This is a genomic window from Enterobacter sp. 342 (assembly GCF_036663495.1).
GTDB lineage: Bacteria > Pseudomonadota > Gammaproteobacteria > Enterobacterales > Enterobacteriaceae > Enterobacter.
Map to the genome: position 1 here is coordinate 1 of NZ_JAWUEI010000055.1, position 11,409 is coordinate 11,409.

Below are 11,409 nucleotides of genomic sequence, written 5' to 3' on the forward strand. Positions count from 1 at the left end.
CATCGCCATCAAAGACTCCCTTTGTCGACATTGCAAGATGGATGCTATTGGAAGGTAACTCCGCTTTACACCGCCCCGCCAGCGCCGGTATCTGTGCCTGCCGAAGTTAGCTGGGAAGATGTTCCTGAAGATATCACCGAAGACGATATGGCTCTGGCATCTGCATGGGCGCATGGGTTCAACCAGTGCCGCGCCGCCATGCTTCAGGGTGCCGAACCTGTAACGACGGCTTACAAGTTGCCTACTGAATCAGCACGTGAGAAAGCTCTGGCTATTCAACTTCTGTCGGTAATAAAGGATTTGGGCCTGCCAGAAAACTGTCCATTCGTCGATGTTCTTAATGAAATCTACAGGCTGCAGAGCAACTCTCCGGTTATTCCGGATGGTTGGGTGGCTTGCAGTGAGCGGATGCCTCCTTTAAAGACTGGTGTAATCGTTGGTAAGTGGATTGGTCGCTCGTGGGCTACTAAGTGGGCAACTTATATCCCATCGCATCCTGAAGCTAACTCACACGGCTTCATAATGCCTGGAGGCTCTTGGGAACCAACTCACTGGATGCCAATTCCAGCAGCGCCGCAGCAGGAGGCGTGATGGTTACCGGTGGATATACGCTCGACTTAACATGCGACTGCTTGCACTGCCAACAATACATGGGAAATCCAGATTATCGTACTGAGGCGCAGGGATATAAGCAGTTTGTTGGTAGCAACTCAACGATGTGTTTTAGGGCAGCGAAAAAAAGAGGCTGGAAATTTAACGCCAACAAAACTCACTGCTTAGCACCTGGTCATGCATACCGTAAAGATGGTGACAGCGATGCCTAACCCATTTGACGCATAACTAAACGTCAAGCAACGTTTGATTTCCAATAATCATCCATCCATAATCATGTCATCGGAGCCTGAACAACTCCGGTGACTTCTTCGCATTTAAGGGGACTTAAATGCGACAACAATCTGAACTCCTCACCTTGTCACAGATGCAGAAATGCACCTGCAATTTTCTGCATTCTGCGGTTTCCGTTAAGGAGGCCGTATGACTCTTCCAGTAGACGGCATCAAACTCCATCGCGGCAACTTTGCGGCCATTGGCCAGCAGATTCAGCCATTGCTCGATGCCGGGCAATGCTTCCGCCTGCAGGTTAAGCCGTGGCGGGAGAAGCGCAGCCTGTCGCAGAACGCGCTCAGCCACATGTGGTACACGGAAATTAGCGAGTACCTCATCGCCCGCGGCAAGACCTTCGCTACGCCTGAGTGGGTCAAGGACGCGATGAAGCACACCTATCTCGGCTACGAAAGCAAAGACCGGGTAGACGTCGTGTCCGGAGAGGTCACCACCGTCCAATCCCTCCGCCATACCGCCGATCTTGAAACCGGCGAGATGTACATTTTCCTGTGCAAAGTCGAAGCCTGGGCGATGAATATCGGCTGCCACCTGACCATCCCGCAGAGCTGCGAGTACCAGCAGCTGCGCGATAAGCAGGAGGCCTGATGTCTACTCCACTTTCCCGCGTTATCACCAATGAAATCTTCCGCGTTCCGGCGCGCCGCAAGCGTAAGCCCGCGGTTAAGCCGTCCGACATCCCGACCATGAAAGACTACACCGCCCGCCTAGTGGATCAGAAATGGCTGCGTCTCGCGGCACGGAGGGCGCATGGCTAAGTTGCCGCGCCGCAAGTGCGCCCATAAATCTTGTCGCCAGTGGTTCCACCCGGTCCGCGACGGGCAGGTAGTTTGCAGCTTCGAATGCGCCAGCGCGATCGGCAAAGAACAGACCGCAAAAGCCCGCGAAGCCGCTCAGCAGAAGGAAGCGCAGCGCCAGCGAACCGAAGAGAAGGCAGGGCGACAGCGCCGCGCAAAGCGTCGTAATGAGCTGAAGCCGATCCGTCACTGGGTGCAGATGACTCAGCGTGCCTTCAACGACTGGCGTCGCGAAATGCTGCTGGCCGCCGGACACGGCTGCATCTCCTGCGGAACCAAGACCGCGTTTGCCTGGCATGCCGGGCATTACCGCACCACGGCCGCTGCACCACAGCTTCGCTTTAACCCGGACAATATCTGGCTCCAGTGCTCCGCCTGCAACGTTCACAAATCCGGGAACATTGAGGCGTACCGCTCCGCGCTGGTCGAGCTGATCGGCGAAGAACGCGTGCTGGCGCTGGAATCCAACAACGAAACCCATCGATACACCCGTGAAGAGTTGGACGGCATCCGCGCCAAGGCCCGGGCAGACCTTCGCGCGCTGAAACACCAGGAGGCAGCATGAGCACAGAAACCGAAATAGAAATGGGCAAGGTTGTCGCGTTCCCTACGAAGAATAACGACCTACAGGACGGGCTGGTTATTCAGCGCGAAGGGCAGAAGGTTATGTGCCTGCACTCCACTGTTTGGGTGAACGAAAAAGACCGGACCTTACGCTGCCGGAAGTGCGAAACGTTGATCGAGCCTTTTGAATACCTTATGACGCTCTGCGACCAGGAGTCTCGCTACATGGAGAACGTGAAATATCTCCGCCGGGAAGAAAAGCAGCGCCGTCAGAATATCGAGAAGCTCATTCAGATTGAGAAGAACGCCAAGTCACGCATTCGCCGCGCCGGGGATAAATCTCCACTCCCTCTTTGGCAGAACGAGAGGGTAGATGAATGACCCGCGACCAGATTGTCAGATACCAGGAAGAAAGCGTTAAGCGCGCCAACCTGCCGCCAGTAGCTAAGCACAGCCAGACCAAAACCAATCAGCCACATAAGGAAGCCGCATGAACAGTCAGCAACTGGAATACGTACGTCAGCAGCTCATTGTGGCGACCGCAGATCTGAGCGGGGCGACGAAAGGGCAACTGGTAGCTTTCGCCGAGAACGCGCAATTCACCGCTACGGCGCGCAGCCGGGGACGGAAGAAAATCACCGACCCGGTAACCGGACGTAAAGTTAACCCTAACTGCCCGGCGATGAGTGGCAGCCAGTCCCGCGCTAAGGGCTCGTCAATCGCGCTTGTGGGGCCGGTTGAGTTCGTAACCGCATCGTGGCGTCGCGCGGTGCTGTCTCTGGAAGACCATCAGAAAGCATGGCTGCTGTGGAGCTACAGCGAGAATATCCGCTTCGAGTACCAGGTGGCGATCACTCAGTGGGCATGGGCCGAGTTCCGGGAGCAGCTCGGCGCGAAAAAGGTGGCGGGCAAGACGATGGAACGCCTGAAGACACTGATATGGCTGGCGGCGCAGGACGTGAAATCGGAGCTGGCAGGTAAGGATGTGTATCAGCACCAAGACCTGGCGGCGCTGTGCGGCGTTAAACCTGATAACTGGAGTCATAATTACGCCGACTACTGGCGGGCCATGTGCGCCATCTTTAAGCGGCTTGATGGCGATTCTCTTCTCTGCACTGTGAGAACACGATCACAACAAAAAGCGACTTTTTCGCAGCAGGGTATTGCAAAAGTCAATTAAATAGCTTACATTTCATGTAAATCTGATATCGTCGCCATAGCTTTGATTGTCGACACAAAGAATACAAGCCTGAGGTTAACGCCTTGGGCTTTTTTATTTGCGGTGCGCCGCACACAGAACCCACTACCTGGGACCATTCGGCCAGAGAGCCGACATTGCCTTACCCTCATCTTCCCGGCCTGTCGCCGGGTTTTTTATTCCAGGCCCCGGGAACCATCATCGACACGCCTACTTGTTAAATTGTCCCGAGGGCCTGAACCAACTACACACGGAATAAATATGTCTGAGACCTTCACTATCGTAGGCGTTGGTCTTACATCGTCATCAGTCGGTGTAACCTTTGCCACGCTGTTTCCGGAGGCGACTCCAGCAGTGATGCTCGGATCACTCGCCGGAACGGCGCTATACGTTCTGACCTCAGATCCCCATCAACTCTGGAAGCAGGCTATCTTTGCGCTGATATCGTTTATCAGTGGCGTGTTCTTCTCCGTACCCATGGCGAAAATCATGGCCGGAATCATCAACACGCCGTTAAGCCTGATGAAGCCACCGGCCAGCATTGAGGTATCGCCAGCTGTCGGTGCAATTGTCACTGCTTCCATTTCCGTGGCAGTCCTGCTGCGTATTCTCCGCAAATCCAAAAGCGGGAAGATGCCGGGGCTGGGGGAGGAAGATAAATGACATGGCAGCTTCTTCTGATGGATGCAAACGCCATAGTTTGCCTGTTAATCATGGTCAGGCTGATGTTTTTCCGGAAGGAGGGAAAGCGTCATCGCCTGAGTGTCGCGGTACTGGCCTATCTGGTCATCCTTGCCGCCGGATTCAATGCCTTCAACATTCTGCTCGGCCACTACGTTCAGGTTAACCTCGGCGATCTGCTGCTTAACTCCGTCATCTGCATGGCGGTGTGGCTGGCGCGCGGGAACCTGGCGAAGGTCGTCATTACGGAATAGCCATGACCAAAGACGATATCTTTAACACCATCCTCGGCAAAGAGGGCGGTTATGTTGATCACCCGAATGATAAGGGCGGACCAACGAACTGGGGAATTACTCAGGCAACTGCCCGCGCGCATGGTTATACCGGGGATATGCGAAACCTTACACGTGAGCAGGCTCTGGCGATCCTTGAGTCTGATTACTGGTATGGACCGCGCTTTGACCAGGTGGCAGAAGTATCCCCTTCTATTGCCGCCGAACTTTGCGATACCGGTGTGAACATGGGGCCATCGGTGCAGGTTAAATGGTTCCAGCGCTGGCTGAACGTTTTCAATAACCAGCAGCAGTTCTATCCGGATCTGATCGCCGATGGCCAGATCGGCCCGCGTAGCATCAGCGCGCTGAAGTCCTTCCTGGCGAAACGAGGCGGAGAAGGGGAAATCGTATTGCTTCGCGCACTGAACTGTAGCCAGGGCCAGCGTTATCTTGAGCTGGCAGAACAGCGACCGGCTAACGAATCATTCGTTTATGGCTGGATGCGCGAGCGGGTGAGCCTATGACGACACTCAAATCTGTACTGGCGGCAATCGGAGTTGCCATCCTGATGGTTCTTGGTGCGTTTGGTGTGGGCCGTTTTCGCGGGCGTGAACAGGCTGAAGAAAAAGCAGACCGGCAGCGCACAGAAGAAAAGGCCGCAGCCATTGAGTCAGTAGCCGAACGCCGTGTAGAAGCAACGAAAGAGGCCAGCAATGTACAGCAGAATGTTAACCGCATGCCTGATGACGATGTTGATCGCGAGCTGCGTGACACGTGGAAGCGTCCCGGTAGTGGTTGATACAGCCTGTGACTGGGTAAAGCCAATCTACCTTACTGATCACGACATTGATGTTCTTGACCGCCAGACGAAGCGAGACATCCTGGCGCATAACAAAGCGTGGCAGGCAAACTGCCAGAAAACAAAAGAATAGGGGGCAAAGTGACGAAAACCAACCAGTGCAGTGAAGGTTTCGACAACCCATCCAAGTTCCGCGAGGAATGGGATAAGCAGACCGAAAATAAGTAGGCCGTTACAGAAGCTCTTCTCTGAGGGGCTTCGATAATGATCTGTGTAACCCCGCAAGGATGGTGATCACATCTTGCTGACGGGTAAGCCGTAAGTGGCTAAGCACTTCTGAGAAGCAGGGCAACAGCTGCGACAAGGCAAAGAGGTAATCATGTCCGACATCTACCAAATCACGCTAACCACTCAAACAGGCGAAACCTTCACGGGCAAGATGTCACGACGTCAGCCTGAGCTGGTAAACGGCTTTGTGCCGCTGGCGACCGAAACGGGGCAGTGGCTGTACTTCGCCCCTGCCGACGTTAAGCGCGTGGAGTTCACGCCGGTACCGGCAGAGGAAGACCCGGCAGAAACTGAGGGGCCGGCATCATGAAGAGCGCATTTATCCCGGTTACCCTGAGTCTGAATATTTCAGCGGCGGGCGAAGAGGCTCAGGCCGTAGCCAACGAACTGCTGCGCCGCACTAATGGGATTAGCCCGCGCATCTCTGAAGATGAGGCGCTTCGGATCCTGCTGGTAGACGTGACCCGCGATTATCTGAAGGCCAAGAGCAAGGCAGAACAAACAACGGAGTAACGAATGAGCAAACCAGATTGGGAGGCCATTGAATCGGCTTACCGGGCTGGTTCATTGTCAGTAAGGGCTATCGGTGAAAAGCATGGTGTTAACCACGCCACCATCCTGAAGAGAGCAAACAAAGAAGGATGGCAGCGCGACCTGACAGAAAAGGTCAGGGCGGCAACCAAGGCCAAGGTAACCAAGTCGGTAACCAAAGACGGTAACCAGTCACCAGTGGTTACTGATGAGCAGATTATTGACCAGGCATCCGACGAGGCCGCCGCTGTAGTCATGGCTCATCGGGAAAGTCTGGCGGCATGGCGCGGCATCACTAATAAGCTGCGTGACTTCCTCGAAGACGCAGAAATTACGGAAGACAATCACGCCTCAATGTCTCGCTCGATCACTGCCGGTGTCGATGCTCAGATAAAAGTGATAAACGCTGAGCGTAAGGCGTATAACCTCGACACCGAGGAAGGCAATAAGACGGTTGATGACCTGTCTAACCTGATGGATTCATTGTCTCAGGGGGCGTAATGAAACCTGAGCACCTGAAGCTGCTTGCCGACAAAGACTGGCGGCTGAACAATCTTTACTGGATCACCGACAAAGAGGGTAAGCCAACGCGGTTCAGGATGACACCTGAGCAGCGGGAATACTTTGAGGGGATCCACACCCGCAACATCATCCTGAAAGCTCGTCAGCTCGGTTTCACGACTGAAGTGTGCATCATCCAGCTCGACGCAGCCCTGTTCGAGTCGGCGAAGTGCGCCCTGATTGCCCACACGCTGAATGACGCAAAGCGCCTGTTCCGCGAAAAGGTGAAGTACGCATACGACAAGCTGCCGACTGAGATAAAGGCGGCCAACCCGGCGAGTAATGACTCTTCTGGTGAGCTCGTCTTTAAGAAGGGCGGATCACTCTACGTAAGCACGTCATTTCGTGGCGGTACACTGCGTTACCTGCACGTTTCCGAGTTCGGCAAGATATGCGCCAAATATCCGGACAAAGCCCGTGAAATCGTCACTGGTGCGTTTGAGGCGGTATCGACTGGATGCTTCGCTACTATCGAGAGCACGGCAGAGGGCCGGGCGGGTTACTTCTTCGATTACTGCCAGACAGCAGAGAAAGCCTTGCTGCAGGGTAAAACGCTATCCGCGCTGGACTGGAAGTTTTTCTTCTTCTCCTGGTGGAAGAATCCGCAGTACGCAATCGACCCGGTTGAAACGCTGCCGGTGCGCCTGCTTGAGTACTTCGCTGAAATGGAGGCGAAGCACGGCGTAATCGTCAATGAGCGCCAGAAAGCCTGGTACTACGCCAAAGAGAAAACGCTCGGCGATGACATGAAGCGCGAATACCCGACCATTCCGGCCGAGGCGTTCCAGCAGTCGGTCGAGGGCGCGTATTACGCCAAACAGTTCCGCTGGCTCTACACCAACAAGCGGATCGGCCAAATCCCGAATAACTCACATCTACCGGTTCACACGTTCTGGGATATAGGCGTGGGTGACTCCACGGCGATCTGGTTCGTTCGCGAGATTGGTGAAGAGTTCCACGTCATCGACTACTACGAAAACTCTGGCGAAGGCTTGAGGCACTACATGAAGGTGCTGAAGGACAGGGGTTATGAGTACGGCGAACACTGGGGTCCGCACGACATCGAAAACCGCGAGTTTGCCGCTGATGCTAAGTCACGCAAAGAGCTGGCTCGCGAAGGTTACGAGATTGACGGCCAGATGTATTCGATGAACTTCCGTGTTGTGCCGAAGGCCGGTATCGACACCGGTATTGAGTCGGTCCGTGAAATCCTCAAGTCCTGCGTATTCGATGAAGAGAAGTGTGCTGTCGGCATCTCTCACCTCGAAGGCTACCGCAAGGAGTGGGATGACAAGCGCGGCTGCTGGAAAGATAAACCGCTTCACGACTTCACCTCGCACGGTGCCGATAGCTTCCGTTATTTCGCAGTAGCGAAGAATAACCGCAAGCAGGTCGGCACAGTATTCTTCTAAGGAGCATCGCCAGTGAGCGAACAAGATAACGGCCTTCAATTGGTTGTGAACAACCTCGCCACTGAAATGAGGCGAGCAAATTACCTGAATGCCATCGGCATCGGTGGTGGGAACACGAAGCGCCCGACGCTTTACCAGGAATTTGGCTACCCGCGCACGATCACCTTCAACGACTTCTACAACATGTATCGCCGCAACGCTGCTGGGTTCGCTGTGGTGCATCGGCTGCTGGAAGGTTGCTGGCAGGACTATCCGGTCATTGTTGACGGTGATGAAGCGCAGGAGGCGGAGAAAACAAACGACTGGGAAAAGAAAGTCACCAAGTTCATGAAGAAGCTGTGGCCGAAGGTGAAGGATGCTGACCGCCGCAATATGGTAGGGCGTTATTCAGCGCTGCTGCTTCAGGTGAAAGACAATCGGAACTGGGATCAGGAAGTCGATACTGCTTTAGTAAAACGACTCGGCGAGTCAGCGCTGGTAAAACTTATCCCGGTATGGGAGCCGCAGTTAACTGTCGCCGAATGGGATAACGACCGTCAGTCAGAAACTTTCGGGCAGCCGAAGATGTTCAACTTCAACGAACAGCCGGTCGGTGATGAGCCATTTGTTGGGCCGATGCGCGGCGAACCGGTACACCCGAGCCGCGTTATCCTGTTCTGCGAAGGATCTGAAGACGACAACGTTCTGTCCGGCATCCCGCTGCTGGAGGCTGGTTTCAACAAAGGCCTCGATATCGAGAAGATTTCCGGCGGTGGCGCTGAGGGCTTCCTGAAGAACGCCAGCCGTCAGATTGCCGTCGAATTCAGCAAAGAAACCGACATGAACACGCTGGCAGACCAGGCCAAAAAGGCTGGCTATGCCGATCTCGGCGAAGCGATGGGCGACAAGGTCAACAAGCTTAACCGTGGTACCGATGCTGCCGCCGTGATGCAGGCCGGGCAGATGCGCGTTCTGAGTGTTACGCCAGGCGACCCGGGCCCGACCTGGGAAGTCACTGCTAACGAACTGGCAGCCTCCGTGCAAATCCCGTTCACCATCCTGTTCGGTCAGCAGACTGGTCGACTGGCGAGCGATGAGGATAAAACGGACTGGGCTATCCGCCGTAATACTCGGCGCAATGGCTTCCTTACGGACCGGATCACCGCTCTGCTGGAACGCTTCTGGACGCTTGGGATTATCGACCCGCCGACCAAAGGCGAGGTCACCATTTCCTGGAGCGACCTGCTGGCGCCCGGCGAGAAAGAGAAGATCGAGAACGCTTCGAAACTCGCTGACATCGTGCAGAAAACCACGCCTTATTATGGTGGAGACGCGCCGTTTACCGCAAATGAGCTGCGCGAGATTGTTGGGCTTGACCCGCTGCCGGAGCCAAAAGAACCGCCTAACCCGGATGATAAGGTAACAACAGATGATCCACTGGCCGACGACACTCGAACAGACGGCAAAGGTGGGGCTGCCGATAGTTCCGCGCAGCAAGGTTGACCCGAACAGATCGGCAAAGCAGGTAACCGCGATGTTCCGGGATATCGAGAATCGGTATCTCAGCATCAAGCGCGCGCTGAAAGCTCTGTTTGACCGGAGCCTGACCGGACGTGAGCTCGAGGTAAACAGCCATAACTGGCACTTCCTGTGCCACGACAACGGCGAGGATATGCGGCTCTACCAGGTCAACGCCGGCAAGTTCATCTACGACATGTCGTCGCAGGAGCTGGCTGACCTGCTGGAGGCGGTGCAGGCTATTCTCGATGACCATCTGTTGGAAGGTGGCGAGCAAAACCTGTGGGCGATGGATTACGTCGTTGCAGAAGCGCAGCGCGGCACGCTGGAGGCATTCAACAACCTCTCGCAGCAGTCGCAGGTGTACGCCAGCCAGACGACGTTACAGCAGCTTTTAAGCAGCCCCGGTAATCTTAATCAGGTGGCGGCGGCCAGGCTGACAACGTTCAGCGACTGGAAGGTCATCAGCGATACTGCCCGTGGCGACATGACCAACATCATCACCGATGCGGTCGCGCGCGGCGTGAACCCTCGCGAGACGGCCAGCGTCATTAGTAAGCGCCTCGATGTATCGATGTCGAAGGCCAAGACCATAGCTCAGACCGAGCAGGTCGGCGCGCTGCGGCAGGCACAATGGAACGAAACGGATTGGGCCGCTGACCGGCTTGGGCTTAACACCGGCCTGCTGTGGCTGTCAGCGCTCAAGCCTACGACGCGCACCTGGCACGCCAGCCGTCACGGCAAGGTCTACACCACGGAAGAGGTGCGGGACTTCTACGCCGAGAACGGCAACCGGTACAACTGCTACTGCAGCCAGATTCCCGTGCTGCTCAACGATGATGGCAGCATTTTCAACGAAGGGTTGGCGGATAAGCTTGCAAAAGAGAGAAAAGACTGGGGTAAATAATCAATAAAGTTCATGTTATTTTTGTCGTTATTAATTAACGGTTCCTTAATTAAATGGAAAATGACATGCAATCAAAATTTAAAGATATTCGCTTCGATAGAGTACAGCCAGTCACTAAAGCTAAGTACCGAACGAACATAGCTTTTCTGACGATTAACGGTGACACCTAATCAGCATTAATTGCTGAATTAAAGAAACGATACCCCAAAGAAGGTATTGAACTAGTAAGCTATAAAAAATAATAAAAAGGTCGCTCAGGCGGCCTTTTTTATTGCCTGAAATCCACCAATGAGGACGCAACGTGAAGCTATCCAGCATCCACGTTAAATCCCTCGCCATCAACGCCTCCAACATCTCAACGACCACCATCAACGGCCAGGAGCACTACGTCATTCGTGGTGCGGTCCCGATCGTCGATGACATCGTGATGAATGGCGGCCTGTACCCGGCGGAGGAGATTAACAACAGCTACCAGACGATGGAGCGCAAGTTAATGCCGATCGGCCACCCGATGGTGAACGGCAAATACGTCAGCGCCAACGATCCGCAGGCGGTCAACGACTACTACGCCGGAGCATGGTCTCAGAACGTCAGCAAGGCCAACGACAAGGTCGTGATGGACGTTTACGTCAACAAGGCCGTGGCAGATACCAAGCCTGACGGTAAGCGCCTTATTCAGCGCCTGGACGACATGATTTCCGGCAATAACGCCGACCCGATTCATGTCTCTACAGGTCTGCTGCTGAACAAAGAGCAAAAGGCCGGGGAGTCGAAGCAGAAGAAGTATTCCTGGGTAGCTCACAACATGCAGTTCGACCACATCGCGATCCTGCTCGACGAGCCCGGCGCCGGGACGCCTGAAGAAGGTGTAGGCATGTTCGTTAACGCTGACGGGCAACAGGCCGATGTTGAATCGACAAGCCTCATCGATGCCGCCAACAGCATGAAAGACGGCTGGTGGAACAAGGTGAAGTTCTTCATCAGCAACGCTTCAGA

19 protein-coding genes and 1 pseudogene are annotated in these 11,409 nt (G+C 54.8%); all 20 read left to right on the forward strand.

The window, feature by feature from the left end; genetic code table 11:
- Positions 1–30 precede the first annotated feature (30 nt).
- Positions 31–591, forward strand: coding sequence for a DUF551 domain-containing protein (locus V6E55_RS23855; protein WP_410493479.1), 561 nt, complete (start codon positions 31–33; stop codon positions 589–591).
- Positions 591–824 (forward strand): hypothetical protein, encoded by a 234-nt coding sequence (locus V6E55_RS23860; RefSeq protein WP_316944025.1) that lies wholly within the window; start codon positions 591–593, stop codon positions 822–824. The genes V6E55_RS23855 and V6E55_RS23860 overlap by 1 nt, the downstream gene beginning before the upstream one ends.
- 211 nt (positions 825–1,035) lie before the next feature.
- Positions 1,036–1,491 (forward strand): YbcN family protein, encoded by a 456-nt coding sequence (locus tag V6E55_RS23865; RefSeq protein ID WP_032619423.1) that lies wholly within the window; start codon positions 1,036–1,038, stop codon positions 1,489–1,491.
- Positions 1,491–1,661 (forward strand): NinE family protein, encoded by a 171-nt coding sequence (locus V6E55_RS23870; protein WP_316944026.1) that lies wholly within the window; start codon positions 1,491–1,493, stop codon positions 1,659–1,661. The genes V6E55_RS23865 and V6E55_RS23870 overlap by 1 nt, the downstream gene beginning before the upstream one ends.
- On the forward strand, positions 1,654–2,265 hold the full coding sequence (locus V6E55_RS23875; RefSeq protein WP_316944027.1) for a recombination protein NinG: 612 nt from the start codon (positions 1,654–1,656) through the stop codon (positions 2,263–2,265). Before V6E55_RS23870 ends, V6E55_RS23875 begins: the two co-directional genes overlap by 8 nt.
- Positions 2,262–2,645: a hypothetical protein gene (locus V6E55_RS23880; protein ID WP_316944028.1), complete on the forward strand. Its 384-nt coding sequence runs from the start codon at positions 2,262–2,264 to the stop codon at positions 2,643–2,645. Before V6E55_RS23875 ends, V6E55_RS23880 begins: the two co-directional genes overlap by 4 nt.
- Complete coding sequence (locus V6E55_RS23885) at positions 2,642–2,758, forward strand: hypothetical protein (protein ID WP_316944029.1); 117 nt, start codon at positions 2,642–2,644, stop codon at positions 2,756–2,758. Before V6E55_RS23880 ends, V6E55_RS23885 begins: the two co-directional genes overlap by 4 nt.
- Positions 2,755–3,444: a bacteriophage antitermination protein Q gene (locus tag V6E55_RS23890; protein WP_316944030.1), complete on the forward strand. Its 690-nt coding sequence runs from the start codon at positions 2,755–2,757 to the stop codon at positions 3,442–3,444. Before V6E55_RS23885 ends, V6E55_RS23890 begins: the two co-directional genes overlap by 4 nt.
- Positions 3,445–3,723: 279 nt before the next feature.
- A complete protein-coding gene (locus tag V6E55_RS23895) occupies positions 3,724–4,125 on the forward strand; it encodes a putative holin (RefSeq protein ID WP_001514183.1) in 402 nt (133 codons plus the stop codon).
- Positions 4,122–4,397, forward strand: a complete 276-nt coding sequence (locus tag V6E55_RS23900) for a phage holin family protein (RefSeq protein WP_001514184.1) — start codon at positions 4,122–4,124, stop codon at positions 4,395–4,397. The genes V6E55_RS23895 and V6E55_RS23900 overlap by 4 nt, the downstream gene beginning before the upstream one ends.
- Positions 4,398–4,399: 2 nt before the next feature.
- Complete coding sequence (locus V6E55_RS23905) at positions 4,400–4,942, forward strand: glycoside hydrolase family 108 protein (RefSeq protein WP_023296427.1); 543 nt, start codon at positions 4,400–4,402, stop codon at positions 4,940–4,942.
- A complete protein-coding gene (locus tag V6E55_RS23910; RefSeq protein WP_045340922.1) occupies positions 4,939–5,217 on the forward strand; it encodes a hypothetical protein in 279 nt (92 codons plus the stop codon). Before V6E55_RS23905 ends, V6E55_RS23910 begins: the two co-directional genes overlap by 4 nt.
- Positions 5,168–5,350, forward strand: coding sequence for a hypothetical protein (locus tag V6E55_RS23915; RefSeq protein ID WP_049133910.1), 183 nt, complete (start codon positions 5,168–5,170; stop codon positions 5,348–5,350). The genes V6E55_RS23910 and V6E55_RS23915 overlap by 50 nt, the downstream gene beginning before the upstream one ends.
- 246 nt (positions 5,351–5,596) lie before the next feature.
- Positions 5,597–5,815, forward strand: coding sequence for a hypothetical protein (locus V6E55_RS23920; protein WP_316944031.1), 219 nt, complete (start codon positions 5,597–5,599; stop codon positions 5,813–5,815).
- A complete protein-coding gene (locus V6E55_RS23925; RefSeq protein ID WP_316944032.1) occupies positions 5,812–6,018 on the forward strand; it encodes a hypothetical protein in 207 nt (68 codons plus the stop codon). The genes V6E55_RS23920 and V6E55_RS23925 overlap by 4 nt, the downstream gene beginning before the upstream one ends.
- Before the next feature lie 3 nt (positions 6,019–6,021).
- A complete protein-coding gene (locus tag V6E55_RS23930; RefSeq protein WP_059287857.1) occupies positions 6,022–6,537 on the forward strand; it encodes a hypothetical protein in 516 nt (171 codons plus the stop codon).
- Positions 6,537–8,009 carry a terminase gene (locus V6E55_RS23935; RefSeq protein ID WP_316944033.1) on the forward strand — a complete coding sequence of 491 codons (1,473 nt, stop codon included), beginning with the start codon at positions 6,537–6,539 and terminating at the stop codon, positions 8,007–8,009. The genes V6E55_RS23930 and V6E55_RS23935 overlap by 1 nt, the downstream gene beginning before the upstream one ends.
- A gap of 12 nt (positions 8,010–8,021) precedes the next feature.
- Positions 8,022–9,491 carry a DUF1073 domain-containing protein gene (locus V6E55_RS23940; RefSeq protein ID WP_316944034.1) on the forward strand — a complete coding sequence of 490 codons (1,470 nt, stop codon included), beginning with the start codon at positions 8,022–8,024 and terminating at the stop codon, positions 9,489–9,491.
- A complete protein-coding gene (locus tag V6E55_RS23945) occupies positions 9,418–10,413 on the forward strand; it encodes a phage minor head protein (protein ID WP_316944035.1) in 996 nt (331 codons plus the stop codon). Before V6E55_RS23940 ends, V6E55_RS23945 begins: the two co-directional genes overlap by 74 nt.
- A gap of 301 nt (positions 10,414–10,714) precedes the next feature.
- Positions 10,715–11,409: pseudogene (locus V6E55_RS23950) on the forward strand (DUF2213 domain-containing protein); the annotation flags it as partial.

Bases quoted from the DNA above. Each gene is read 5' to 3' on its own strand.
- V6E55_RS23890 (WP_316944030.1), top strand. From the start codon at position 2,755: ATGAACAGTCAGCAACTGGAATACGTACGTCAGCAGCTCATTGTGGCG.
- V6E55_RS23915 (WP_049133910.1), top strand. From the start codon at position 5,168: ATGTTGATCGCGAGCTGCGTGACACGTGGAAGCGTCCCGGTAGTGGTT.
- V6E55_RS23875 (WP_316944027.1), top strand. From the start codon at position 1,654: ATGGCTAAGTTGCCGCGCCGCAAGTGCGCCCATAAATCTTGTCGCCAG.
- V6E55_RS23945 (WP_316944035.1), top strand. From the start codon at position 9,418: ATGATCCACTGGCCGACGACACTCGAACAGACGGCAAAGGTGGGGCTG.
- V6E55_RS23885 (WP_316944029.1), top strand. From the start codon at position 2,642: ATGACCCGCGACCAGATTGTCAGATACCAGGAAGAAAGCGTTAAGCGC.
- V6E55_RS23910 (WP_045340922.1), top strand. From the start codon at position 4,939: ATGACGACACTCAAATCTGTACTGGCGGCAATCGGAGTTGCCATCCTG.
- V6E55_RS23895 (WP_001514183.1), top strand. From the start codon at position 3,724: ATGTCTGAGACCTTCACTATCGTAGGCGTTGGTCTTACATCGTCATCA.
- V6E55_RS23865 (WP_032619423.1), top strand. From the start codon at position 1,036: ATGACTCTTCCAGTAGACGGCATCAAACTCCATCGCGGCAACTTTGCG.
- V6E55_RS23880 (WP_316944028.1), top strand. From the start codon at position 2,262: ATGAGCACAGAAACCGAAATAGAAATGGGCAAGGTTGTCGCGTTCCCT.
- V6E55_RS23900 (WP_001514184.1), top strand. From the start codon at position 4,122: ATGACATGGCAGCTTCTTCTGATGGATGCAAACGCCATAGTTTGCCTG.
- V6E55_RS23935 (WP_316944033.1), top strand. From the start codon at position 6,537: ATGAAACCTGAGCACCTGAAGCTGCTTGCCGACAAAGACTGGCGGCTG.
- V6E55_RS23930 (WP_059287857.1), top strand. From the start codon at position 6,022: ATGAGCAAACCAGATTGGGAGGCCATTGAATCGGCTTACCGGGCTGGT.
- V6E55_RS23925 (WP_316944032.1), top strand. From the start codon at position 5,812: ATGAAGAGCGCATTTATCCCGGTTACCCTGAGTCTGAATATTTCAGCG.
- V6E55_RS23870 (WP_316944026.1), top strand. From the start codon at position 1,491: ATGTCTACTCCACTTTCCCGCGTTATCACCAATGAAATCTTCCGCGTT.
- V6E55_RS23920 (WP_316944031.1), top strand. From the start codon at position 5,597: ATGTCCGACATCTACCAAATCACGCTAACCACTCAAACAGGCGAAACC.
- V6E55_RS23860 (WP_316944025.1), top strand. From the start codon at position 591: ATGGTTACCGGTGGATATACGCTCGACTTAACATGCGACTGCTTGCAC.
- V6E55_RS23905 (WP_023296427.1), top strand. From the start codon at position 4,400: ATGACCAAAGACGATATCTTTAACACCATCCTCGGCAAAGAGGGCGGT.